The sequence below is a fragment of the Nitrospirillum amazonense genome, assembly GCF_007828045.1.
In the GTDB taxonomy this organism is placed as follows: domain Bacteria; phylum Pseudomonadota; class Alphaproteobacteria; order Azospirillales; family Azospirillaceae; genus Nitrospirillum; species Nitrospirillum amazonense_C.
In genome coordinates this window covers 39,587-62,158 of record NZ_VITN01000030.1, presented here as the reverse complement: position 1 = coordinate 62,158, position 22,572 = coordinate 39,587, and the positions used below count along the sequence as shown (strand labels likewise).

Annotated in this window: 18 protein-coding genes; 11 read left to right on the top strand and 7 right to left on the bottom strand. The window is 69.1% G+C overall.

What is annotated here, in order from left to right:
- Positions 1-299 precede the first annotated feature (299 nt).
- The 3 genes from FBZ89_RS27895 to FBZ89_RS27885 all read left to right on the top strand — a co-directional run bounded on the left by FBZ89_RS27895 (position 300) and on the right by FBZ89_RS27885 (position 4,121).
- Complete coding sequence (locus FBZ89_RS27895) at positions 300-932, top strand: glutathione S-transferase family protein (RefSeq protein WP_145754099.1); 633 nt, start codon at positions 300-302, stop codon at positions 930-932.
- Positions 933-1,022: 90 nt separating this feature from the next.
- Positions 1,023-3,089, top strand: a complete 2,067-nt coding sequence (locus tag FBZ89_RS27890) for a 2Fe-2S iron-sulfur cluster-binding protein (protein WP_145754097.1) — start codon at positions 1,023-1,025, stop codon at positions 3,087-3,089.
- 141 nt (positions 3,090-3,230) lie between these two features.
- The gene (locus tag FBZ89_RS27885; RefSeq protein WP_145754096.1) at positions 3,231-4,121 is read left to right on the top strand and encodes a LysR family transcriptional regulator; all 891 of its coding nucleotides are present in this window, start codon (positions 3,231-3,233) and stop codon (positions 4,119-4,121) included.
- Positions 4,122-4,126: 5 nt separating this feature from the next.
- Here the strand turns inward: FBZ89_RS27885 and FBZ89_RS27880 are convergent, their stop codons facing one another.
- Entirely contained in the window at positions 4,127-4,888 is a 762-nt protein-coding gene (locus tag FBZ89_RS27880) for a FadR/GntR family transcriptional regulator (RefSeq protein ID WP_145754094.1), read from the bottom strand.
- 190 nt (positions 4,889-5,078) lie between these two features.
- On the opposite strand from FBZ89_RS27880, the gene manD reads away from it, so the two are divergent.
- The 4 genes from manD (at position 5,079) to FBZ89_RS27860 (ending at position 11,759) form a co-directional block, all read left to right on the top strand.
- Entirely contained in the window at positions 5,079-6,290 is a 1,212-nt protein-coding gene (gene manD, locus FBZ89_RS27875) for a D-mannonate dehydratase ManD (RefSeq protein WP_145754093.1), read from the top strand.
- A gap of 341 nt (positions 6,291-6,631) precedes the next feature.
- Positions 6,632-9,313, top strand: a complete 2,682-nt coding sequence (locus FBZ89_RS27870; RefSeq protein WP_145754091.1) for a glycoside hydrolase family 2 TIM barrel-domain containing protein — start codon at positions 6,632-6,634, stop codon at positions 9,311-9,313.
- Positions 9,310-10,620 carry an MFS transporter gene (locus FBZ89_RS27865; RefSeq protein ID WP_246172788.1) on the top strand — a complete coding sequence of 437 codons (1,311 nt, stop codon included), beginning with the start codon at positions 9,310-9,312 and terminating at the stop codon, positions 10,618-10,620. The genes FBZ89_RS27870 and FBZ89_RS27865 overlap by 4 nt, the downstream gene beginning before the upstream one ends.
- 11 nt (positions 10,621-10,631) lie before the next feature.
- Positions 10,632-11,759 carry a LacI family DNA-binding transcriptional regulator gene (locus FBZ89_RS27860; protein ID WP_246172786.1) on the top strand — a complete coding sequence of 376 codons (1,128 nt, stop codon included), beginning with the start codon at positions 10,632-10,634 and terminating at the stop codon, positions 11,757-11,759.
- Between the two features lie 69 nt (positions 11,760-11,828).
- Here the strand turns inward: FBZ89_RS27860 and FBZ89_RS27855 are convergent, their stop codons facing one another.
- Complete coding sequence (locus FBZ89_RS27855; protein WP_145754090.1) at positions 11,829-13,253, bottom strand: class I SAM-dependent methyltransferase; 1,425 nt, start codon at positions 13,251-13,253, stop codon at positions 11,829-11,831.
- A gap of 219 nt (positions 13,254-13,472) precedes the next feature.
- Here FBZ89_RS27855 and FBZ89_RS27850 point away from each other — a divergent pair, with 219 nt between their 5' ends.
- Together FBZ89_RS27850 and FBZ89_RS27845 are read left to right on the top strand one after the other, a co-directional pair.
- Positions 13,473-15,146 carry a methyl-accepting chemotaxis protein gene (locus FBZ89_RS27850; RefSeq protein WP_145754088.1) on the top strand — a complete coding sequence of 558 codons (1,674 nt, stop codon included), beginning with the start codon at positions 13,473-13,475 and terminating at the stop codon, positions 15,144-15,146.
- Between the two features lie 140 nt (positions 15,147-15,286).
- Positions 15,287-16,366: an alpha/beta fold hydrolase gene (locus FBZ89_RS27845; protein WP_145754087.1), complete on the top strand. Its 1,080-nt coding sequence runs from the start codon at positions 15,287-15,289 to the stop codon at positions 16,364-16,366.
- Between the two features lie 19 nt (positions 16,367-16,385).
- Here FBZ89_RS27845 and pip read toward each other — a convergent pair whose 3' ends face one another.
- Together pip and FBZ89_RS31770 are read right to left on the bottom strand one after the other, a co-directional pair.
- Positions 16,386-17,354: a prolyl aminopeptidase gene (gene pip, locus FBZ89_RS27840; protein WP_145754086.1), complete on the bottom strand. Its 969-nt coding sequence runs from the start codon at positions 17,352-17,354 to the stop codon at positions 16,386-16,388.
- Positions 17,355-17,367: 13 nt separating this feature from the next.
- On the bottom strand, positions 17,368-18,378 hold the full coding sequence (locus tag FBZ89_RS31770; protein ID WP_246172784.1) for a hypothetical protein: 1,011 nt from the start codon (positions 18,376-18,378) through the stop codon (positions 17,368-17,370).
- A 179-nt stretch (positions 18,379-18,557) separates the two neighbouring features.
- On the opposite strand from FBZ89_RS31770, the gene FBZ89_RS27830 reads away from it, so the two are divergent.
- Positions 18,558-19,922 (top strand): LLM class flavin-dependent oxidoreductase, encoded by a 1,365-nt coding sequence (locus FBZ89_RS27830; protein WP_211115383.1) that lies wholly within the window; start codon positions 18,558-18,560, stop codon positions 19,920-19,922.
- Here FBZ89_RS27830 and FBZ89_RS31265 read toward each other — a convergent pair.
- On the bottom strand, positions 19,919-20,593 hold the full coding sequence (locus FBZ89_RS31265) for a TetR/AcrR family transcriptional regulator (protein ID WP_211115382.1): 675 nt from the start codon (positions 20,591-20,593) through the stop codon (positions 19,919-19,921). The two genes, FBZ89_RS27830 and FBZ89_RS31265, sit on opposite strands and share 4 nt — an antisense overlap.
- An 81-nt stretch (positions 20,594-20,674) precedes the next feature.
- Between FBZ89_RS31265 and FBZ89_RS27820 the strand changes: the two genes are divergently transcribed.
- Complete coding sequence (locus FBZ89_RS27820; protein WP_145754084.1) at positions 20,675-21,244, top strand: hydrolase; 570 nt, start codon at positions 20,675-20,677, stop codon at positions 21,242-21,244.
- Between the two features lie 16 nt (positions 21,245-21,260).
- Here the strand turns inward: FBZ89_RS27820 and FBZ89_RS31065 are convergent, their stop codons facing one another.
- The gene (locus tag FBZ89_RS31065) at positions 21,261-21,419 is read right to left on the bottom strand and encodes a hypothetical protein (RefSeq protein WP_186291171.1); all 159 of its coding nucleotides are present in this window, start codon (positions 21,417-21,419) and stop codon (positions 21,261-21,263) included.
- A 420-nt stretch (positions 21,420-21,839) separates the two neighbouring features.
- Complete coding sequence (locus tag FBZ89_RS27815) at positions 21,840-22,502, bottom strand: GntR family transcriptional regulator (protein ID WP_186457623.1); 663 nt, start codon at positions 22,500-22,502, stop codon at positions 21,840-21,842.
- Between the last annotated feature and the right edge of the window lie 70 nt (positions 22,503-22,572).

Genomic DNA, 22,572 nt, shown 5'->3' with positions numbered 1-22,572 from the left:
CAATCATCCGGCGATTCTATAAGCTCCGTGTCAGCCGGAGAATCCCCAAACCGCAAAAAATCATTGATTCATTTATTTATCAACAGTCCCTTACGGCCGCCCGCTATGGCAGTGCCCGCGTGGTGTCGGCCACTGAATTCCTGACCTTGGTCAAGGCTGATTAGCTGCTTCGCCCCCCCATCATTACGCCATACGTAATAATGAAGTGCCGAGACCGATCATTCTCAGCATGGGCCGATTGGGCGACCCTGCGTTCGCGGATCGGGAATGACCCCGGTCCTGAAAACGGGAACCGGATCATGAAGCTCTACCACCATCCCCTGTCGGGCCATTCCCACCGGGCGCGCCTGTTCCTCTCGCTGTTGGCCGTGCCGCACGACCTGGTTGAGGTCGACCTGATGGTCGGCGCGCACAAGCAACCGGCGTTCCTGGCCCTGAATCCCTTCGGCCAGGTGCCGGTGCTGGACGACGACGGTGTCGTCGTGTCGGACTCCAACGCCATCCTGGTCTATCTGGCCCGCAAGTTCGACCGCGCCGACTGGCTGCCGCAGGACGCGCGGGGCGGTGCCGCCGTCCAGCGCTGGCTGTCGGTGGCGGCGGGTGAAGTGGCTTACGGTCCGGCGGCGGCCCGCCTGGTGACCGTCTTCGGGTCCAAGCACAACCCGCAAGAGGTCATCGCCCGGGCGCACGGCCTGCTGAAGAACCTGGAGACTCATCTGGCGGATCGGGACTGGCTGGTGGGCGGGGCGCCGACCATCGCCGACGTGGCGCTCTACAGCTATGTGGCCCGCGCGCCGGAAGGGAACATCGACCTGTCGGGCTATCCCGGCGTCGTCGCCTTCCTGCGCCGCATCGAGGCGCTGCCCGGCTTTGTCCCCTTCGTCGAGACGCCGGCGGGCCTGTCCGCCGCCCAGGGCGCGACCGCCGCGTGACCGTGGCGCGGGCGCGCCCCCTCGGTTTGGGCCGGGGTGCGCCCGCCCGGCCCACGCCGAAAGGGGCGGGCCAGACCGAAGGAGGTGGAAATGAGCGACACCGCGTTGACCAAGCTGGCGGTCTGGCATGCCGGCGAGAAGACCATCCAGGAGAAGGTCGGCGTGGCCGAGCGGATGGCGGGCGTGGGGCAGCGGGTGATCCGTGACTACATGCCCGACCAGCACCGCGACTTCTACGCCCAGGTCCCCTTCATCGTGGCGGGTAGTGTCGATCCCGCGGGCGACGCCTGGGCCACGCTGCTGGCGGGGCGGCCGGGCTTCATCACCTCCCCCACACCCCGGTCGCTGGCGATCGACGCGCGGCCCGACCCCACGGACCCGGCGGCTGGGGGTATCGGGGAAGGTGAGGCCATCGGCCTGCTGGGCATCGAGCTGCACACCCGCCGGCGCAACCGGGTCAACGGCATCCTGCGGTCCGGTGCCGGTCCCTTCCTTTTCCAGGTCGATCAGAGCTTCGGCAACTGCCCGCAATACATCCAGCTGCGCGACTACCGCTTGGCGCGGGACCCAGCCGAGGTGTTCACCGGCCCGGTGCTGGAAAGCGCCGAGCTGGATACCGGGGCGCGGCGCATGATCGCGGCGGCGGACACCTTCTTCGTGGCGTCGTACGCCGAGCGGGACGACCGCCGCCAGGTGGACGTGTCGCATCGCGGCGGCAAGGCGGGCTTCGTCCGGGTGGCCGCGGACGGCACGCTGACCATCCCCGACTTCGCCGGCAACCTGTTCTTCGCCACGCTGGGCAACATCCTGGTGAACGGCAGGGCCGGGCTGGTGTTCATCGATTTCGAGACCGGCGACATGCTGCAGATGACGGGCGATGCCCAGGTCATCCTGGACAGCCCCGAGGTCGCCGCCTTCCAGGGGGCGGAGCGGCTGTGGACCTTCCGCGCCCGGCGGGTGGTGCGGCGCCCGGGCGCCTTCGCCCTGCGCTGGGATTTCCAGGAGGACGGCTGCTCCCCCAATTCCTTGATGACGGGCGACTGGGCGCAAGCCGCCGATCGCCTGCGCGCGGCCGACCTGGCCACGCGCTGGCGGCCGTTCAAGGTGACGCGGATCGTGGGTGAAAGCGCCACCATCCGTTCCTTCCACCTGATGCCAGACGATGGCGCCGGCCTGATCCCGCATGGGGCGGGCCAGCACCTGCCCATCCGCCTGGCCCTTCCCGGCACGGACAAGCCGGTCATGCGCACCTACACCCTGTCGGCGGCGCCGTCCGACGCCGTCTATCGCATCAGCGTGAAGCGCGACGGCTTGGTTTCCACCCACCTGCATGACCATGTCCGCGTGGGTGACGTGATCGAGGCGCGGGCGCCGGCCGGTGGCTTCACCATCGATGCCCGGCAGAAGCGGCCGGCCGTGCTGCTGGGCGGCGGCGTGGGCATCACGCCCATGCTGGCCATGCTGCGCCATGTGGTTTACGAGGGCCTGCGGACCCGCGGCATCCGCCCCACCACCCTGTTCCATGCCGCCCGGACCAAGGCGGACCGGCCCTTCGAGGCCGAAATGGCGGAACTGGTGGCGGCGGCCAAGGGCGCCGTGCGGGTCGTGCGGGTATTGAGCGACACCACCGGCGCGACGGAGGGGACCGATTACGAGGCCGCCGGCCGCATTGACATGGCGCTGTTGGGCCGCTTCCTGGCGTTCAACGATTACGACTTCTACCTGTGCGGCCCGGGGCCCTTCATGCAGGCGATCTACGATGGCTTGCGCGGCCTGAGCGTCGCCGATGAGCGCATCCATGCCGAGGCCTTCGGCCCCTCCTCCCTGGTGCGGACGGCCGACAAGGCTGTCGTCGCGCCGCCGCGCCCGCCGCCCGCCACCGGCGCCGTGCCGGTGGTCTTCACCACCGCGTTGAAGGAGGCGCGATGGACGCCCGGGTCCGGCACGCGGCTGGAGCTGGCGGAGGGCCGGGGCCTGAGCCCAGAGTTCAGCTGCCGCTCGGGCACCTGCGGCAGTTGCCGGACCAAGGTCCTGGCCGGGGCCGTGACTTACGTTAAGGAACCAACCGCCCCGGCGGCCGAGGGCGAGGCGCTGATCTGCTGCGCCGTCCCGGCCGAACAGCCCGGGGGCGCGGGCCCGCTGCAACTGGCCCTCTGATCCCGAACCTGAGCCCCGAACCGGAGACCAAGACGCGTTTTACCTGCTGATTCCGCGATATGATGATCCAGGATCCATGTACTTATGCGGAGTTTCTGGTCCGGCTGATGTGGCGGCCGGGCGCGCGGGGGAGAGGGTTCCATGGATCGCTGGCAGGCCATGCGCATCTTCGTGACGGTGGCTGAGACGGAAGGCTTCGCGGAAGCAGCGCGCCGTCTGCACCTGAGCGCACCGGCCGTCACCCGCGCCATCGCGGCGCTGGAGGAAACCATCGGTGCCCGCCTGTTCGTGCGCACCACACGCTCGGTCAAGCTGACCGAGGCCGGCGGGCGCTACTTCGACGATTGCCGGCGCATCCTGGCCGACATCACGGAGGCGGAGGCCGCTGCGGCCGGGTCCTACGCTACGCCCTCGGGAACGCTGACCGTCACGGCGTCCTTGCTGTTCGGGCAGATGCACGTGTTGCCCATCGTGACGGACTATCTGGACGCCTATCCCGCCATGACGGCGCGCACCTTCTTCGTCGACCGCCCGGTGAACATCGTGGAGGAGGGGGTGGACGTGGCCGTCCGCATCGGCCGCCTGCCGGATTCAGGCTTCACCGCCATCAAGGTGGGCACGGTCCGCCGGGTGGTCTGCGGCGCACCGGCCTATTTTGAGAAGCATGGCGTGCCTACCGCCCCGGCGGCGTTGAAGGATCATCGCATCGCGGTTTCCACCAGCGCCTGGGCTTCCCCCGAATGGCGCTTCGCCGGCGATCAGCGGGTGGTCATCCATCCCACCCTGTACTGCAACACCAACGAGGCGGCGATCGCCACCGCCCAGGCCGGCTGGGGCCTGACGCGGGTGCTGCACTACCAGGTCGGCCCGGCCCTGCTGGAGGGGCGCCTGCGGGTGGTGCTCAGCGAGTATGAGGAGCCGCCGCTGCCCATCCACGTCTTGTACGCCGAGGGGCGGCAGGCGCCGGCCAAGATCAGGGCCTTCGTCGACAGGGCTGTGGCCAGTTTGCGGGGCAATCGTTTATTGAACTGACCCGCTCAAACGCCCGCGCGCCGGCGCAACTCGTTGCGCTTGGCCGCCACCTCGGCGCGGGCGCGCTGCACGGCTTCCATCTCGGTCGCCTCCAGCAGGCCCTCGATGACACGGCCCAGATGGTCGCGCATGGCGGCGCGGGCGGCCTGGGGGTCGCGGGCGGCCAGGCTCTGCACGATGCGCTGATGTTCCTCCACCCGGGGATGGTCGCCCACGGTGCGGGCGCGTTCCAGCATGGCCATGCACAGCGGCGACTTGTAGCGCATGTCCCACAGCTGCTCGACCACGCCGACCAAGGCGGTGTTGCGGCTGGCGCGCGCGATGGTCAGGTGGAAGCGGCGGTCAGCCTGCTCCCCCACTGCGTTGCGCTCGTTCTCCTCCCCGATCTCGCGCAGCAGGGCGTTCAGTTCCGCCAGTTCCTCGTCGGTGATCGTGGTGGCGGCCAGGGCGGCCACCTCGCCCTCCACCAGGCGGCGTGCCTCGGTCAGCTCAAAGGCGCCGATGTCCAGTTCCGCCGCCGCCTCGCTGGGGGGCAACTGCTCCGTCACATAGATGCCGGAGCCATGGCGCGCCTCCACCAGCCCCAGGATTTCCAGGGTGATCATGGCCTCGCGCACCGTGGGGCGGCTGACGTCGAACGTTTCCGCCAAATCCCGTTCGGAGGGCAGGCGCTGGCCGGCGGCGTAGACGCCCCGGCGGATGTCGGCGGCGATGGCGTCGGCCACCTGGCGGTACAGGCGCTGGCCGTTGGCGGGTATGGGCAGCATGCGAGTGCTCTGACCAGGTGGCAGGAGGACGGTGCCCAGGATAGGGCAGAGGCACCCCCGTCCGCCAGTCCAATTCGTCTTCTTGACAGGCCTCTCGGCCTATGGAAGACATAAGTGGTAAGGCCAATTTACGGACATTCCCCAAGCCATATCGCTGGGGCCGTCCGCTCCAGGGATAAAGGTTCGACCGATGTTGAAGATCAAGGACGCCCGGGTGGTGGTCACCTGTCCCGGCCGCAATTTCGTGACGTTGCGCATCGAGACGGCGGACGGCCTGTACGGCCTGGGCGATGCCACCTTGAATGGCCGTGAGCTGGCGGTGGTCAGCTATTTGGCCGACCACGTCATCCCCTGCCTCATCGGCCGGGACGCCCACCAGATCGAGGACATCTGGCAATATCTGTACCGGGGCGCCTACTGGCGCCGCGGCCCCGTCACCATGTCGGCCATCGCGGCCGTGGACATGGCCCTCTGGGACATCAAGGCCAAGGCGGCCAACATGCCCCTGTACCAGCTGCTGGGCGGCGCTTGCCGCACCGGCGTCATGGTCTATGGTCATGCCAACGGCCAGACCGTCGAGGAGACGATAGACGAGGCGCGCAAGTACCAGGCCCTGGGCTACAAGGCCATCCGCCTGCAATCCGGCGTGCCGGGCCTGCCCTCCACCTACGGCGTTTCCGGCGACAAGATGTTCTATGAGCCGGCGGACGGCGCCCTGCCGACGGAGAACGTCTGGTCCACGGCCAAGTACATGCGCACGGTGCCCAGGCTGTTCGAGGCGGCCCGCCTGGCCCTGGGCGACGACGTGCACCTGCTGCACGACGTGCACCACCGCCTGACCCCCATCGAGGCCGGGCACCTGGGCAAGAGCCTGGAGCCCTACCGACCCTTCTGGCTGGAGGACGCGACGCCGGCGGAGAATCAGGAGGCCTTTCGCCTGATCCGCCAGCACACCACCACCCCCCTGGCGGTGGGGGAGGTGTTCAACACCATCTGGGACTGCAAGGACCTGATCCAGAACCAGTTGATCGACTACATCCGCGCCACGGTGGTGCACGCCGGCGGCATCACCCACCTGCGCCGCATCGCCAACCTCGCGGACCTTTACCAAGTCCGCACCGGCTGCCATGGCGCCACCGACCTGTCGCCCGTAACCATGGCGGCGGCCCTGCACTTCGACCTGTCCATCTCCAACTTCGGCGTCCAGGAATACATGCGCCACACGGCGGAGACGGACGCCGTCTTCCCCCACGCCTACAGCTTCAAGGACGGCTATCTGCACCCGGGCGACGCGCCCGGCCTGGGCGTGGACCTGGATGAGGGCCTGGCCGCCAAATACCCCTACAGCCGCGCCTTTCTGCCGGTGAACCGCCTGGAAGACGGCACCATGTACAATTGGTAAGGGCGGTTGATCCCTGCCGTTCAAAAGGCACGGCCACTCGGTCGCGCTCCTTTCCGAAGGCGTTGGCGGATCCAATTTGGTATGACCAATATCGTCTTGCCAATTAGGAACGCCGGGCAAAACCGGCTGACCCAGGAAGGGGGGCCTCATGAAGCGTCAAATGGCCTCGTGAAGGTCCGCCTGACCCCAAGACCTGTGTCTTTACATTTGTCACGTGGCGGATCGCCATGATTTGGCGGCGAAAACGGTCGGATGCCGGTAGCTTGGGGGCCGTTCGGGCCGGGTGCGGGTGGCAGCCCCGCCGGCCTTTTCCAAGAAAGATGCTAGAAGGAAGGACTCCCATGCCGTCTCGCGCCCCTCGCTTGAAGCGCAAGCCCCTTGGTTCCACGCTGGCGGTGACCGCCATCGCCTTGGCGGCGGGTGGGGCGCATGCCGCCGAGCGGCGCGACCTGCCGCTCAGCGCGGGCTGGCAATTCCACCAGGGCGACGTGACGCCCGGAAAGGGTGGGGGCCCCGACGCCATCGGCTTCAACGACAGGGACTGGACCACCGTTTCCCTGCCCCACACCTGGAACCACATGGGCGGCACGGCGGAGCGGGGGCCGGACTACGACGCCACGCGCGGCGCCGGCTGGTACCGCCTGCGCTTCACCCCGCCGGCCGACTACGCCGGGCGGAAGGTGTGGCTGCAGTTCGACGGCGCCAGCATCAATACCGAGGTCTGGCTGAATGGCGTGAAGCTGGGTGTGCACAAGGGGGCCTTCGGCCGCTTCCGCTTCGATGCCACCGCCGCCCTGAAGCAGGGCAAGGCCAACGTGCTGGCGGTCCGCACCGACAATTCCAGCCCGGCGGTGGCGGGGTCGCCCACGGCGGAGGTCATTCCCATGTCGGGCGACTTCTTCCTGTTCGGCGGCCTCTACCGCCAGGTGTCGCTGGTCGCCACCGACCCGGTGCACATCGACGTGCTGGATTGGGGTGGGCCCGGCGTCTATGCCCACACCGCCGCCCTGGACGGCGCCGCGTCCATCGAGGTCAACAGCCGGATTAAGAACGACGGCGCCAAGGCCCAGCCGGTGGTGGTGAAGACCACCATCGTCGACGCCACCGGCGCCACGGTGGCCAGCGACAGCCATCCCCTGACCGTCGCGCCCGGCGCGCTGGAGGAACCGGCCCAGACCTTGAGCGTGCCGAACCCGCACCTGTGGGACGGCAAGGCCGACCCCTACCTCTACCGCGTGGTGACGCGCGTCGAGACGGCGGACGGCCAGTTGCTGGACCAGGTGACCCAGCCGCTGGGCATCCGCACCTTCCGCTTCGACCCGGACCAGGGCTTCTTCCTGAATGGCAAGCATGTCGCCCTGCACGGCGTGTCCCGCCATCAGGACCGGCCGGGCAAGGGCTGGGCCATCAGCCCGGCCGACCAGGCCCAGGACATGGACATCATGCTGGACCTGGGCATCAACACCCTGCGCCTGGCCCATTACCAGCACGACCAGGCCATCTACGACCTGGCGGACAGGGACGGCGTGGTCGTATGGGCGGAAATTCCCCTGGTGAACCGCACCGCGCCGGAAACGCCGGACGGGGACAAGGGCATCACCACCCCGGCCTTCGCCGCCAGCGCCGACAGCCAGCTGCATGAGCTGATCAAGCAGAACTATAACCATCCCAGCGTCGTCACCTGGTCCATCGGCAACGAGGTGAACCTGATGGCGGCCGTGGGGCATGGCGTCAGCAACGCCCGGCCGCTGCTGACCCAGCTGAACAAGGCGGCGTATGAGCTGGACCACACCCGCCCCACCACCATGGCCGACTGCTGCGAGCCCTGGCCGGACGCACCCAAGCCCGGTGTGGACGTGGTGGCGGAGATCACCGACCTGCTGGGCTACAACCGCTACCAGGGCTGGTACTATGACAAGCCGGAGGACCTGGGGCCCGTGCTGGACCGGCTGCACACGCTGCATCCGCGCCTGCCCCTGTCGGTCAGCGAGTATGGCGGCGGCGGCGGCCTGACCCAGCACACCGATGAGGTGCAGACCGGCGTGGTCTACCCCAAGGGCCATTTCCATCCGGAGGAGCTGGAAAGCCGCCTGCATGAGATCTGGTGGGCGCAGCTGAAGGCGCGGCCTTACCTGTGGGGCACCTTCGTCTGGAACATGTTCGATTTCGCCAGCGACAGCCGGCGGGAGGGCGACATGGTCGACACCAACGACAAGGGCCTGGTGTCCTATGACCGCACGGTGAAGAAGGACGTGTTCTTCTTCTACAAGGCGGATTGGAGCGACCAGCCGGTGCTGCACCTGAACGGCCGCCGCTATGTCGACCGCGCCTATCCCGTGACCGACATCCAGGCCTACAGCAATGCCGCCAGCGTGCGGCTGAGCCTGAACGGCCGCGACCTGGGCACCGCACCTTGCCCCGACCATATCTGCCGCTGGCCGGCGGTGCGCCTGGATGCCGGCGACAACGTCCTGGCCGCCACGGCCGAGGTCAAGGGCCAGCCCGTGAGCGACAGCATCACCTGGCGCTTCGGCGGCAAGGCGGACGAGATCCGCATCCGCGCCGGCGCCTCGGCCGGCCTGACCAGCGCCGCCGGCGCCCGCTACGGCTCCGACGCCTTCGTCACCGGAGGTGAGCCGCACGACCGCAACCCCGGGCCGGAGACCGGCAAGCCGGATAAGGTTATCGCCGGGGCCACCGGCACGCCCGATCCCAAGCTGTATGAGACCTACCGCGAGGGCGCCTTCAGCTACCGCGTGCCGGTGCCGGCCGGTCGCTATCAGGTCACCCTGCGCTTCGCCGAGCCGGCGCTGGCGGCCGGCGCCCGCGTCTTCGACGTGGCCGCCAACGACCAGGTGGTGGTCAAGCACCTGGACGTGGCGGCGGAGGCGGGCGGCGCCCTGAAGGCGCTGGAGCGCACGGTGACCGTCGAGGTGAAGGGCAAGGATGGCCTGCTGCTGGACTTCCGCCCCATCACCGGCCCGGCGGTGGTGTCGGCCATCGACGTGGTGGCGGCGCGGTGAGCGTGGCCGTGACGGACGCGGCTGCGGCCCCGGGGGTGATCCCGGCGGTGGTCCCCCGGCCCCGGGGCCGCTATCGCTGGCTGGTCTGCTTCCTGCTGTTCTCCGCCGTGGCGCTCAGCTACGTCGACCGGCAGGTGCTGGGCGTGCTGAAGCCCCTGTTGCAGGACCGCTACGGCTGGACGGAGGTCGGCTACGGCACCATCGTCTTCTGGTTCCAGGCGGCCTACGCCAGCGGCTACCTTGTGTTCGGCCGGCTGGTGGACCGCATCGGTGCCCGCGCCGGCTACGCCCTGGCGGTGGGCATCTGGACCATCGCCCACATGGCGCATGCCGCCGCCGGTTCCGTCGCCAGCTTCGCCATCGTCCGCATTCCCCTGGCGCTGGGCGAGTCCGGCGCTTTTCCGGCCAGCCTGGCGGCGGTGGCGGAATGGTTTCCGCAGCGGGAACGGGCGCTGGCCATCGGCCTTACCAACGCCGGGGCCAATGTCGGCGCCGTCCTGACGCCCCTCATCGTGCCGGCCGTCACCCTGGCCTGGGGTTGGCGCGCCGCCTTCCTGGTCACGGGCCTGTTCACCGTGGTGTGGCTGGCAGCCTGGCTGGCCCTCTACCGCCGCCCGCGCGAGGTGGCGCGCCTGAGCCCGGGGGAACTGGCCTATATCGAGGCCGACCCCGTGCCGCCGCCGGTGCGCCTGTCGTGGCGGCGGGTGCTGGGTGCGCGCGAGACCTGGGCCTATATCCTGGGCCGTTTCGTGATCGATCCAATCTGGTGGACCTTTCTGTTCTGGCTGCCCGACTTCTTTGCCAAGCGCTATGGCCTGGACCTCAAGGGTTTCGGGCCACCCCTGGTGCTGGTCTACATCCTGGCCGACATGGGCAGCGTGCTGGGCGGTTGGGGTTCGTCCCGCCTGCTGGCGCGGGGCGTCGGGCTGAACCGGGCGCGCAAGACCGCCTTCCTCGTCTGCGCGCTGGTGGTGGCGCCGGTGGCGCTGGCCATGGATACGGGCAGCCTGTGGGGCGCGGCCCTGCTGATCGGCCTGGCCTGCGCCGGGCACCAGGGCTTTTCCGTCAATCTTTACGCCCTGCCGTCCGACCTCTTCCCCCGCTGGGCCGCCGGGTCGGTCATCGGTCTGGGCGGGGCGGCGGGCGGGATCGGCAGCATGGCCATGGCCCAGGCCGCCGGCTGGATCCTGCAGACCACCGGCAGCTACCGCCCCATCTTCCTGGCGGCGGCCAGCGCCTATTTCGTGGCCTTGGCGCTGATCCATTGGATGACGCCGGGTTACGCGCCGGCACGACTCACGCGGTGAGGATTTCCACTGTGGCTGATACCGATACCGAAAAACCCAAGGTGCGGCGGCGCAAGGCGCTGGCCGGCGACGGCCGGCTGGCGGCCCCGCCGGACGCCCTGGCCATCCCCACCTGGACCCTGGCCCGCGCCCCCACCATCAATGACGTGGCGCGCCTGGCCAAGGTGTCGAAGAAGACGGTGTCGCGGGTCATCAACCAGTCCCCTTACGTTCACGACGCCACCCGCGCGGTGGTGGATGCGGTGGTAGCCCGCATCGGTTATGTACCCAGCCCCCAGGCGCGGGGCCTGGCCATCAACCGGTCGTTCCTGCTGGGCCTGATCTACGACAACCCCAACGCCCAATACATCGTGAATGTCCAGGGCGGCATCCTGGAGTCCTGCCATCGCGAGGGCTTCGAGCTGGTGGTCCATCCCTGCCGCCAGGTGGCGCCCGGTTTCCTGGCGGAGGTGAAGACCTTCGTGCAGCGCCAGAACCTGGATGGCGTGATTCTGGTCCCGCCCCTGTCGGAGGACGCGGCCCTGGTCGCCCTGCTGCGGGCCATCGGTTGCCGCTACATGCGCCTGATGTCGGTGCCGTTGGACGAGCCCACGTCCATGGTGCTGCACACCGACCGCACCGGCGCGGCCGAGGTGGGCACCCACCTGGCCCAGTTGGGCCACACCCGGGTGGCGCTGATCACCGGGCCGCAGCGTTACCGCTCCACCCACGAGCGGCGCGAGGGCTTCCTCGGCGCCCTGGCCGAACACGGGGTGTCCGTGCCCGACCACTGGATCGTGGAGGGGCTTTACACCTTCGAGACGGGGGAGAAGCGGGGCATGGAGCTGCTGTCCCAGGCCGACCGTCCCACCGCCATCTTCGCCAGCAATGACGAGATGGCGGCCGGCGTCTACAAGGCGGCCTACCGCCTGGGCATCGGCATCCCGCGCGACTTGACCGTGGTGGGCTTCGACGACACGCCCCTGGCGTCACGTATGTGCCCGGCGCTATCTACCGTGCGCCTGCCCATCCACGACATGGGCCGCCTGGCGGCTGACCGGCTGATCGGCCGCATCAACGACGGCGACGCGGGAAAGGCCCAGCCCATCACGGTGACGCCCCGCCTGGTGGTTAGGGAGTCGTCGGGAGCGCTTGTTTAAGGCGCCCGCAGTCCCGGATCACGACATGAGTAAACGCTCATGCCACTGTGCTGGAATTCCAGGCCTGGCCTAGAAATCCGCGCCCGGCAGGTCCACCGGCAGGTTGGCGGTGTCGGTCAGGGTGACGCGCAGGGCGCCGGACAGGGACGGGGCGGCCAGGGCCACCTCGGGCTGGCCCTCGGCCCGGGCGGTGGCCAGGGCCACCTGGTTGAAGCGGCGCACGCTGTCGCTGTCGGCGCCCACCCCGGCGCCATCCACCACCGGGCGGATATATTCCGCGCCCACCAGCACCTGTAGCGCCTGGATCTGGTCGGCTGCCGCCCAGTCGTTCAGCGGCGGCACGCCCACCAGATCGTCGAAGGTGGTGGCGCCGGCGGCCAGCCGGTCCAGCAGCGGGTTGAAGATGCCCTCATGCAGGGCGACGTCGCCGAAGGACCGGGGCACCACCATGGGGCAGTCGGTCCGCCGGCGGGCCAGGGTGTAACGGGTGGCGCGGTGGGCGGCGATCAGGTCGTTGATGTTCAGGGGCGCCAGGTCGTACGCGAAGATGTCGCGGCGGAACTGGCGGTTCAGGGCCATGTCGCGCACGCCCTCGCGCAGCAGCGCGTTGGGCATGGCGGCCATCAGGGCGCGTGGCTTCTCCGGCACGGCCAGCAGGGGGACGTTGTCGGCGGGGGTGCCCGACCCGATGAAGCCCGCGCCGTGGTTGGCCATGAAGGTCGCGATCTCCTTGTGATAGAAGACGCGCCAATACTCGTTCAGGTACTCGTGCACGATATAGCTGGTGTCCAGCGTCTCGATGGCCTGCAGCTGCTGTTCAATGGCGGGGTTGGATTCGAAGTACAGGGCGCCCGTGTCGGCCATCTGCCGCAGGAAGGCGCGGACCTTGCCCACCCGCTCCTCCACCGTGCCGGTGGTGACGGCGTAGGCGTCCACCATCAGGGCGCGGATGGGCATCTTGCCGGCCCAGCCCGGCTGGCAGTTATAGCTGGCGTAGACGATGCCGCCGGGCTTCAGCCGACGGCGGATGACGGCCCCGATCTCCCGCCGCACCGTCTCGCTGACCCAGCTCATGATGCCGTGCATGACGATGAAGTCGCAGTCGGCGATGGGCCCATTCTCCTCCGTCGCCAGGTCCTGGAAACTGGCGGCGCTGAAGCTGGCGTTGGTGATGCCGGCGGCGCGGCGCAGGGCCTCGGCGCTGGTGATGTGCACGGGGTTGAAGTCCACGCCCATGAACTGACCCTGGGGGAACAGGCTGGCGAACAGCGTGGGGCTGTAGCCATGGCCGCAGCCCAGATCCAGGTAGCGGAAGGGCCGGTCCAGACGCGGCGCCTGATAGCCGCACTGCAGGGCGGCGTAGGCGATCGAGGCCGGGTTCAGTTCCTGGTAATAGCGGCGCAGGTAGGCAATGCCCGTCACATAGCGGTGAACGTCGTCCTGCACGATGCCTTCGGGCGTGCCGCCGCCGGGGATGGCCTTGTTGCCGCTCATCGACCCTGGTCCTTCGCACTTATGTTTGTCCTTGGCGCAGACCTTGGCCCCAGGCGGCCCCGCTGTCGAGAGTAAAAGGGACGGAGTGATTCAGAATGCGGTTGAAACATGGCCGATGGGCGGATTCGACGCATTACATCAAAGGGTAACAGAGCGCTTATAAGCTGCGACCTTCAAGGTTGAATTACTGCGAGCTCGACAGCATTTACGGTGAATTTTATGAATCTCGCCCTTCGCCCCAAGTTGTTGGCCGCGTTCGGTGGCCTGTTACTGCTGACCATCGCCATCAGTCTGCTATCCTTGTGGCGGATCGGCGCGATCAACAGCGCCGCCACGGAAATCCGTGATGTCTGGCTGCCCTCGGTGGACGCCGTGGGCGACATGAAGGCCTTCACCGCGCGCCAGCGCATCTCCGCCGGCAGGGTCGTGGCGGCGGGCGACGACAAGGCGCGGGACGAGGCCATCAAGCTGTATGGCAAGCAGACGGCCGATCTGAACGCGGCCGTGGCGCGGTTCGAGGCCGTGGGCCATACGGGCGAGATGGCGGCCCTGTACGCCAAGTACCAGACCCTGCGCGGCCCGTACGAGGCCAGCATGGCCGCCGCGTTCGAAACCGCCAAGCAGAACCACGAGCAGGCGGAAAAGGCCATGAACGGCGAGATCGTGGCCGTCTTCCGCAAGGTGCAGGAATCGCTGGAGGGGCTCAGCGCCTATGATCGCGCCGGTGCCGCCAAGGCCAACGACGTGGTGCAGTCCGCCTATACCCACGCGCTGTGGAGCATATCCATCTTCGCCCTGGCGGCGGTGCTGGTGTCGGTGGGCGCCGTGCTGTGGCTGGACCGCGACGTGGTGCAACACCTGGCGCGCCTGGCCGGTGTGATGCGCCGCTTGGCGCGGAAGGACTATGGCTTCACCCTGGACGCCACCGGCCGGCGGGACGAGGTGGGCGACATGGCGCGCGCCGTCGACGTGTTCCGCACCAGCATGCGCCAGGTGGATGAGCTGGCCGCCACCCAGGCGGCGGAGGCGGCGGCCAAGACCGAGCGGGCCAACCGGGTGGACGCGCTGGTCCAGACCTTCGACACCGACGTCGCCCACACCCTGCAATCGGTCACTCAGGCCTCCAGCGGCCTGCATGAGACGGCGGAGAACCTGACCCGCATCGCCGACACCGGCGCCCGCGACGCCGTGGCGGTGGCCGGCGCCTCGGAACAGGCGGCCGCCAACGTGCAGACCGTGGCCGTGGCGGCGGAGGAGCTGGGCGCCAGCATCGGGGAGATCGGCCGCCAGGTTTCCGTGTCCGCCACCATCGCCGCCAAGGCGGTGGCGGAGGCGACGCGCACCAACGTCGCCGTGACCAGCCTGACGGAGGCCGCCCAGCAGATCGGCGCCGTCGTGGCGCTGATCAGCGATATCGCGGGGCAGACCAACCTGCTGGCGCTGAACGCCACCATCGAGGCGGCGCGCGCGGGTGAGGCGGGCAAGGGCTTCGCCGTCGTGGCCAGCGAGGTGAAGGCCCTGGCCAACCAGACGGAACGGGCCACCAACGACATCCGCCAGCAGATCGAATCCATGCAATCCGCGACCGGGGAGGCGGCGGGCGCCATCGCCGCCATCGGCCAGACCATCGCCGAGATCGACCACATCACCACCACCATCGCTGCGGCGGTGGAGGAACAGGGCGCCGCCACGCAGGAGATCGCCCGCAACGTGGCCGAGGCGGCGCGCGGCACCAGCGAGGTCAGCGCCGGCATGAACGGCGTGCGCCAGGTGGCGGGCGAGACCGGCACCGTGGCGGGGGAGGTGCTGATGGCCGCAGACGACCTGTCATCCCAGGCCGATGGCCTGCGCACCCGCGTCTCCACCTTCCTGGCGGCCCTGCGTGCCGCCTGATGGGGCGCGGCCTGATGGGCGCGGGCTGACGGAAAAGGGTCTCTTGCGGGATGGCCGGTTCGGGTGGAATGGTTGCGCCCATAGATAAAAGTCCCGTGCCGTCTTCGGATGGCGCGGGGTTGTCGGCAGAAGGAACATCAATGAAAGCCTGGCTTTCCACCCTGGCCCTCACCGCAGCGCTGGCCCTGGCGGGCGTCGCCGGCGCCGCCGACGGCCCGCCGCCCAGCTATCCCAACCAGATGGACGGTGATGTCGTGGTCCGCGACTTCGCCCTGACGAATGGCGAGCATCTGGCCAACGCCCGCTTCCATTACACCACCCTGGGCACGCCGCAGCGTGACGCGTCGGGCGCCATCACCAACGGGGTGCTGTTGCTGCACGGCACCACCGGTACCGGCCGCAACTTCCTGAACGCCAGCCTGGGCGGGGAACTGTTCGGGCCGGGCCAGCCCCTGGACGCCACCAAGTACTTCATCATCCTGGCTGACGGCATCGGCCACGGCGCTTCCTCCAAGCCGTCGGACGGGCTGAAGGGCCACTTTCCCCACTATGGCTATGTCGACGCGGTGGAAGGCCAGTACCGCATCGTGACCCAGGGCCTGGGCATCAAGCGCCTGAAGCTGGTCGCCGGCACCTCCATGGGCGGCATGCAGACTTGGATCTGGGGGGAACGCCATCCGGACATGATGGACGCGCTGATGCCCATCGCCTCGCAGCCCGTCGCCATTTCCGGCCGCAACATGCTGTGGCGCCAACTCATCATCGAGGCCATCCGCAACGATCCGGACTGGAAGGGTGGGGACTACACGGTCCAGCCGACCGGCTACGCCCGCGCGCTGCCCATTTTCCAGATCATGGTCAACAACGCCTCGGTCCTGCAGCAGCAAGCCCCCAGCCGGGCGGCGGCCACCGCCCTCTATGACCAGTGGGTGGCGGACTACGCCAAGACCGTGGACGCCAATGACTATCTCTACTGGTTCGAGTCCTCATACGACTACGACCCCGGCCCGGACCTGGAGAAGATCAAGGCCAAGCTGGTGGCGGTGAACTTCGCCGACGACCTGCTGAACCCGGCCGAACTGGGCGTGATGGAGGCGGCCATGAAGCGCATTCCGCAGGGCCGCTACGTCCTGATCCCCGCCTCGGACCAGACGCGCGGCCACCAGACCCTGACCCAGGCCAAGGTGTGGAAGGGCGCGCTGGAGGAAGTGCTGAAGTAAGGCGACCGGGGCCGGCGCCTCACACCTTCCCGGCGTAGCGGTCGGTGGCGCGGATCAGCTGGTCCAGAATGCCGGGCTCGGCATGGGCATGACCCGCACCCTCGATCAGGTGGAAGTCCGCCTCCGGCCAGGCCTTGTGCAGGGCATAGGCGTAGCGGGCGGGGCAGGGCATGTCGTAGCGGCCGTGGACGATGGTGGCCGGGATGTGGCGGATGCGGCCCACGTCACGCACCAGTTGGCCCTCGTCCAGCCAGGCGCCGTGCATGAAATAGTGGTTCTCGATACGGGCGAAGGCCAGGGCGAAGTGGCCATCCTTGAAGGGGGCGGAATACTCGGGATTGGGCAGCAGGGTGACCGTCTCCCCTTCCCAGATGGTCCAGGCCTTGGCCGCCTCCAGCTTGGCGGCCTCATCTTCGCCCGTCAGGCGGCGGTGATAGGCCGCCATCATGTCGCCGCGCTCGGCCTCCGGAATGGGGGCCTGGAAGCGTTCCCATTTGTCGGGGAACAGTTCCGACGCGCCGAACTGGTAGTACCAGAGCAGCTCCCCCTTGGTCAGGGTGTAGATGCCGCGCAGCACCAGCTCGCTCACCCGGTCGGGGTGCGCCTCGGCATAGGCCAGCGCCAGGGTGGAACCCCAGGAGCCACCGAATACCTGCCACTTGTCCACACCCATAAGCGTGCGCAGGCGTTCGATATCCGCCACCAGGTGCCAGGTGGTGTTAGCCTCCAGGCCGGCGTGCGGCGCGGACTTGCCGCAGCCGCGCTGGTCGAACAGCAGGATGTCGTAGAGGGCCGGGTCGAACAGGCGGCGCTGGCCGGGGCTGGTGCCGCCGCCGGGGCCGCCGTGCAGGAAGACCACCGGCTTGGCCCCTCGCGTGCCGCACCGCTCGTAATAAATCACGTGCCCGTCGCCGACATCCAGCGTGCCGGTCTCATAGGGCTCGATGGCGGGGTAGAGCGTGCGCAGCGCGGTCGCCGGGGTGGGCATGGGGGCCGTGTCCTTACTTGGGCGTGTCGCCTTCGGTGGCGGTGGCCGCCGGGGCCGAGTCGGATTCCGCCGGGACCCAGCCGGTTTTGGGGCCAGTTGGGGGGCCAGCCTGGGGGGCTAAGTCCGGCGTGGTCGCCTGCGGCGCGGACTGGGGCACCGGCGCCGGATCGGCCTTGGGCGTTTCTACCGGCGTGTCCGCCTTGGGCTGGGTGGGAGCCTGGGGCGGCGTGGTGGCCGGGGCCGTGTCCTGCGGGGCCGTGTCCTGCGGGGCGGTGGCGGGCGCCGCCGCTGGTGCGGGGGGCGTGCTCTGCGGCTGGGCCTGAGGCGGCGTGGCTGGAGCCGCGGGTTCGGCCTGCGGCTCCTTGGCGGCTGGCGCGGCCTCCGTCGGGGTCACGGGCGCGGTGGGCGCCGGGGCGGCTTCCGGCACAGGCGCCGGGGTCGCGGGAACCACCGGGGCCGGCGCGGGTGTGGGAACCACCGGGGCGGGGGCCGCGTGCTTGGCCGGCTTCTCCGGCTTCGTCTCGGCCTTGGGATCCGGCTTCGGTTCGGGATCGATGTTGACGGTATAGTCGGGAACGATGCGCGCCTGGTTGCCGGTGATGACCAGCACCTTCTGCCCCAGCGGGATGGGCGTGGGCTCGCGCTGGGTCACCGACAGCAGGTCGCCGTTGGGCTTGCGCACGATGTATTCCCAGCCGGTGGTGTCGCCGGTCATGTGTTCCGCGCTGGTGCCGACGATGGTGCCCACCACGGTGCCGCCCACGGCGCCTAAGGCGCCGTTGGGGCCGATCTGCGAGCCCAGGATGCCGCCGGCGGCCCCACCGGCCACGGCGCCCACCGCGCCGCTGGCGCTGATCGACACCTGGCGGAAGCCGATGATGACGCCGGGCTCGGCCTTGTTGGCCTGCTGCACGGCGGTGGCGTTGTAGGTGTTGGGCGAATAGTCGGCCGCGCAGCCCGCCAGGACGACGGGGGCGAGAAGGGCGACAGCGGCCGTCAGGCCGAATCGGATGGATCGCGACACGGGGGAGCCGTTCCCTGAAACGACCGGGGCGCGGATTACCCCGGATAGGCTGTATGGACAGCCCCGTGTCATAGGAGATCCGCCCCCGGGTGTCACTTGGCAATTTCATGGCGGCAATGTGGTCAACTTGCCATCATGGCGCCCGCTCCCGCCCCCGGGCCCAACCGGACAGCCCCGCCATGAAGCAGATCCGCCTCAACGCCTTCGATATGAACTGCGTCGGCCACATCCACCAGGGCCTGTGGCGCCACCCGCGCGACCGTTCGACGCAATACACCGACCTGGCCTATTGGATGGGCCTGGCGCGCACGCTGGAACGGGGGCTGTTCGACGGGCTGTTCCTGGCCGACGTGCTGGGCGTCTACGATGTCTACCAGGGTGGACCCGACGCGGCGGTGCGCGAGGCGGTGCAGGTGCCGGTGGGCGATCCGCTGCTGCTGATCCCGGCCATGGCGGCGGCAACCACCCACCTGGGTTTCGGCGTCACCGCCAACCTGAGTTACGAGCCGCCCTACACCTTCGCCCGGCGCCTGAGCACGCTGGACCACCTGACCGGCGGGCGGGTCGGCTGGAACATCGTCACGGGATACCTCGACAGCGCGGCCCGCGCCCTGGGCCTGGACGGGCAGGCGGCGCATGACGACCGCTATGCCGTGGCCGAGGAATACATGGACGTGGTCTACCGCCTGTGGGAGGGCAGCTGGGCAGACGACGCCGTGCGCCGCGACCGCGCGGGCGGCGTCTACGCCGATCCGGCTCGGGTCCGCGCCGTGCGCCATCACGGCCCCCACTTCCGGATGGAGGGGGCGCACCTGTGCGAGCCGTCGCCCCAGCGCACGCCCGTGCTGTATCAGGCGGAGGCGTCCGAGCGGGGGCGCAAGTTCGCCGCAGCCCACGCCGAATGCGTTTTCGTCAATGGCGGGCCCAAGCCCCACGTCGCCCGCCTCGTTGCCGATCTGCGAAACCTGGCCCGCAGCCTGGGCCGCGATCCTTCGGACTTGAAGGTGTTCGTCGGCGCCACCGTCGTGGTGGATGAGACCGATGCCCTGGCCCAGGCCAAGCGCGCGGACTATGAGCGCTACGCCAGTGTCGAGGGCGCCTTGGCCCATGCCTCCGCCTCCCTGGGCATCGACTTCGCCGCCAAGGGGTGGGATGAGCCCATCCACGCCGGGCAGAGCCAGGCCGTGACGTCGAACATCGAGAACCAGGCCGCCCGCCGGCCGGACAAGGTGCTGACCCGGCGCGGCCTGGTGGAGGGGTTGACGCTGGGCGGCCGGCAGGTGCCCATCGTCGGCGGCCCGGCCACGGTGGCGGATGAACTGATGGCCTGGGTGCGCGAGGCGGACGTGGACGGCTTCATCCTGGCGCGGACGGTGACGCCGGAATGCTTCGGCGACTTCGTCGATCTGGCGGTGCCGGAGTTGCAGCGGCGCGGCGCCTACAAGACGGAATACTCGCCCGGGACCCTCCGCCAGAAACTGTCAGGCCACGGTTCCCGCTTGCCGGACGCCCACCCCGCCGCAAGCCGGCGCTGGCCGGCCTAGGCGAGCGCGTCCGTAAGGAACAACCTGGCGGCATGCTCCAGCCCGGCCAGGGCCTCACGCCCATGGGCCAGGTCGGGCTCATCGCCCAGGGCGGCGGCACCCTTCATCATTTGCAGCAGGGTGACGGCCATGGCGGCCGCCCGCTCCGGGGGCAGGGCGGGCGACTTGGCGCGCAGGATGGCGGCGATGCCCCGGCGCAGGCCGGCGCGCAAGGCGCCCTGTTGCGCCACCATGTCGGGCCGGGCGTCGATCAGGGCGAAGGCGGCGGCGCGTTCCACCTTCAGGCTGGGCAGCACGGCCAGCAGGTCGGCCGCCAGTTCGGCCGGGGACAGGGTGGCGGCGCGCGTCTCCACCGTCGCCAGCAGAGCCATCAGCGCCTCCGCGTATTGGGCCAGCAGGGCGTCGGCCAGCACGGCCTTGGTGGGGAAGAACTGGTAGAGCGATCCGATGGGCGCGCCCGCCTTGGCCGCGATCTCCGTCATCGTGGCGGCGTCATAGCCCTTCTCCGCGAATACGGCGCTGGCGGCGGCCAGCAGGGCGGCCACGCGGGCGCGACCCCGTTCGCGGGTCGGTTTCTTGGGGCCGGCCGGGGGCGTGCCTTCCGAGGATGCGGCAATAGGCGCGGCAATGTTGGGCGCGGCGATGTCGGCTGTTGACTTTTGTGAGGGCATTCTCATAAATCTTTTCATGAGGACGCCCTCATATTCCCATTCCCGGCGCCCGCCGTCCATCCCCCGCTTCTGGAGGTTGCCATGAGCTTCACCCTGGATCCCAAGACCACCGCCCTGGTGCTGATCGACCTGCAGCACGGCATCGTCAACCTGCCCCTGGCGCCGCACACGGGGGCCGAGGTGCTGGCCCGGTCCAGGGTGCTGGCCGACCGTTTCCGCGCGGCCGAGGCGCCGGTGGTGCTGGTGCGCGTGGCGTTCGCGCCTGATTTCAGCGATGCGCCGCGCCAGCCCACGGACCAGGCCATGACCGTGCCGCCGGGCGGCTTCCCGGCCAACTGGGCCACGCTGGATGAGGATTTGGTGAAGGCGGGCGACATCATCGTCACCAAGCGGCAGTGGGGCGCCTTCTACGGCACGGATTTGGATTTGCAACTGCGCCGTCGGGGCGTCACCACCATCGTGCTGGCGGGCATCGCCACCAACATCGGCGTGGAATCCACGGCGCGCGGCGCCTGGGAACACGGCTACGCCCTGGTGTTCCCCACCGACGCCATGAGCACCTTCAATGCCGAGATGCAGGACTTCGCGCTGAACACCATCTTCCCACGCCTGGGCCGCCGGACCACCAGCGACGCCATCACGCTGGGCTGAATCACGGGCGCGCCCGTCAGGCGGCGAAGAGAAAGGTGAAGAGGAGGGGGCAGGTTTCATGGACCAGGGTCCGGATCTCTCCCTCCGTCACGCGATCCCGCGCCATCATCAGGCGCACGATGGGTTCGGCCAGCAATTCGTCCAGCGTCGCTTCCTCGATCTCCGGCATCGGCATGGTGGGTCCCCTTCCGTCTCGGTGGAAACTGTATGGGCACAGTAATGATATTAAGAACGATTCGCAAATAGGCTTTTCGCGCCACCCCTCCGGCATACGCGGGAGGGGCGGGACCACCCTGGCACGAAGGGGCTTTGCGCTGCCGCAGGCCAGCGGTTGCGCGGGCTGCTTTTACGAATCCGCCGGAGTCTTTACCATTCCGCCAAAGGGCGCCGCCCCTTGCGCCTAAGCCCTAGGCCGCGCCAGGCGGCGGATACGCCCGGCCTATGAAGCACAGCGACCGCCAAGTCTGGCGCCCGAGGTTCCTGACGAATAGGCTGCGACCGCCGCCGCCGGAATTTTCCGGGGAGCGTCAGCGGACTGGAAAATGAGGAGAGCCAAGCCGGCGGATGCCGGCACCCGGCGCTTGAGGGGGCGGCGTCAAGCCGCCTCTTGCCCTTCCAGGAACACCACCAGTTCTTCCAGCGCATGGGTCAGGTGGCCGCGCAACACCTCCACCGCCTCATCCCCCTTGCCGTCGCGGCACAGGGCCACCAGCTGCTCATGCTCGGCCATGGAGCGGTCGTGGATGGCGGGGGTCATGGACAGGTGCAGCCGGACATAGCGGTCCAGGCTGTCGTGGATGCGCTTCACCATGTCCAGCATCACCGGGCGCTGGGCCGGCTCATACAGCGACTCGTGCAGCTGCCAGTTCAGGGCGCCCCAGCGGCCGGCCTCGGCGGTATGCAACTCCTTGATCACGCCTTCCGCCCTCTTGATCTGCTTGGCGGTCAGCTGTGGGATGGCGCGGCGCAGCAGGTCGATTTCCAGCAGCAGCCGCACCTCGAAATATTCCCGCACCTGGGCGGGCGACAGCTGGGCCACGACCGAGCCCTTGTAGGGAATGGTGGCCACCAGGCCTTCCGCCTCCAGCTGCTGCAGCGCTTCGCGCACGGGGATGCGGCTGACCCCCAGCTTCTGCGCGATCTCATCCTGCCGCAGCTGGGCACCCAGCGCGTATTCCCCGGACAGGATCATCTGCCGCAAGGCGTCAACCACCTGGGCCGACAGGGATTTCCGTTCGATCTTGGCGCGTGCGATCATTTGGTGGCTTCTTGACGGGGGGCGGATTGGAAAAAGGCGGCCCTGTGATTTGCCTCTGAACATCCTGATA

Coding starts and splice junctions, on each gene's coding strand:
- FBZ89_RS27845 (WP_145754087.1), top strand. CDS start 15,287: ATGAAAGCCTGGCTTTCCACCCTGGCCCTCACCGCAGCGCTGGCCCTG.
- FBZ89_RS27890 (WP_145754097.1), top strand. CDS start 1,023: ATGAGCGACACCGCGTTGACCAAGCTGGCGGTCTGGCATGCCGGCGAG.
- FBZ89_RS27885 (WP_145754096.1), top strand. CDS start 3,231: ATGGATCGCTGGCAGGCCATGCGCATCTTCGTGACGGTGGCTGAGACG.
- pip (WP_145754086.1), bottom strand. CDS start 17,354: ATGCCCACCCCGGCGACCGCGCTGCGCACGCTCTACCCCGCCATCGAG.
- manD (WP_145754093.1), top strand. CDS start 5,079: ATGTTGAAGATCAAGGACGCCCGGGTGGTGGTCACCTGTCCCGGCCGC.
- FBZ89_RS27855 (WP_145754090.1), bottom strand. CDS start 13,253: ATGAGCGGCAACAAGGCCATCCCCGGCGGCGGCACGCCCGAAGGCATC.
- FBZ89_RS27895 (WP_145754099.1), top strand. CDS start 300: ATGAAGCTCTACCACCATCCCCTGTCGGGCCATTCCCACCGGGCGCGC.
- FBZ89_RS31265 (WP_211115382.1), bottom strand. CDS start 20,593: ATGCCCTCACAAAAGTCAACAGCCGACATCGCCGCGCCCAACATTGCC.
- FBZ89_RS27830 (WP_211115383.1), top strand. CDS start 18,558: ATGAAGCAGATCCGCCTCAACGCCTTCGATATGAACTGCGTCGGCCAC.
- FBZ89_RS27880 (WP_145754094.1), bottom strand. CDS start 4,888: ATGCTGCCCATACCCGCCAACGGCCAGCGCCTGTACCGCCAGGTGGCC.
- FBZ89_RS27815 (WP_186457623.1), bottom strand. CDS start 22,502: ATGATCGCACGCGCCAAGATCGAACGGAAATCCCTGTCGGCCCAGGTG.
- FBZ89_RS27870 (WP_145754091.1), top strand. CDS start 6,632: ATGCCGTCTCGCGCCCCTCGCTTGAAGCGCAAGCCCCTTGGTTCCACG.
- FBZ89_RS27820 (WP_145754084.1), top strand. CDS start 20,675: ATGAGCTTCACCCTGGATCCCAAGACCACCGCCCTGGTGCTGATCGAC.
- FBZ89_RS27850 (WP_145754088.1), top strand. CDS start 13,473: ATGAATCTCGCCCTTCGCCCCAAGTTGTTGGCCGCGTTCGGTGGCCTG.
- FBZ89_RS31065 (WP_186291171.1), bottom strand. CDS start 21,419: ATGCCGATGCCGGAGATCGAGGAAGCGACGCTGGACGAATTGCTGGCC.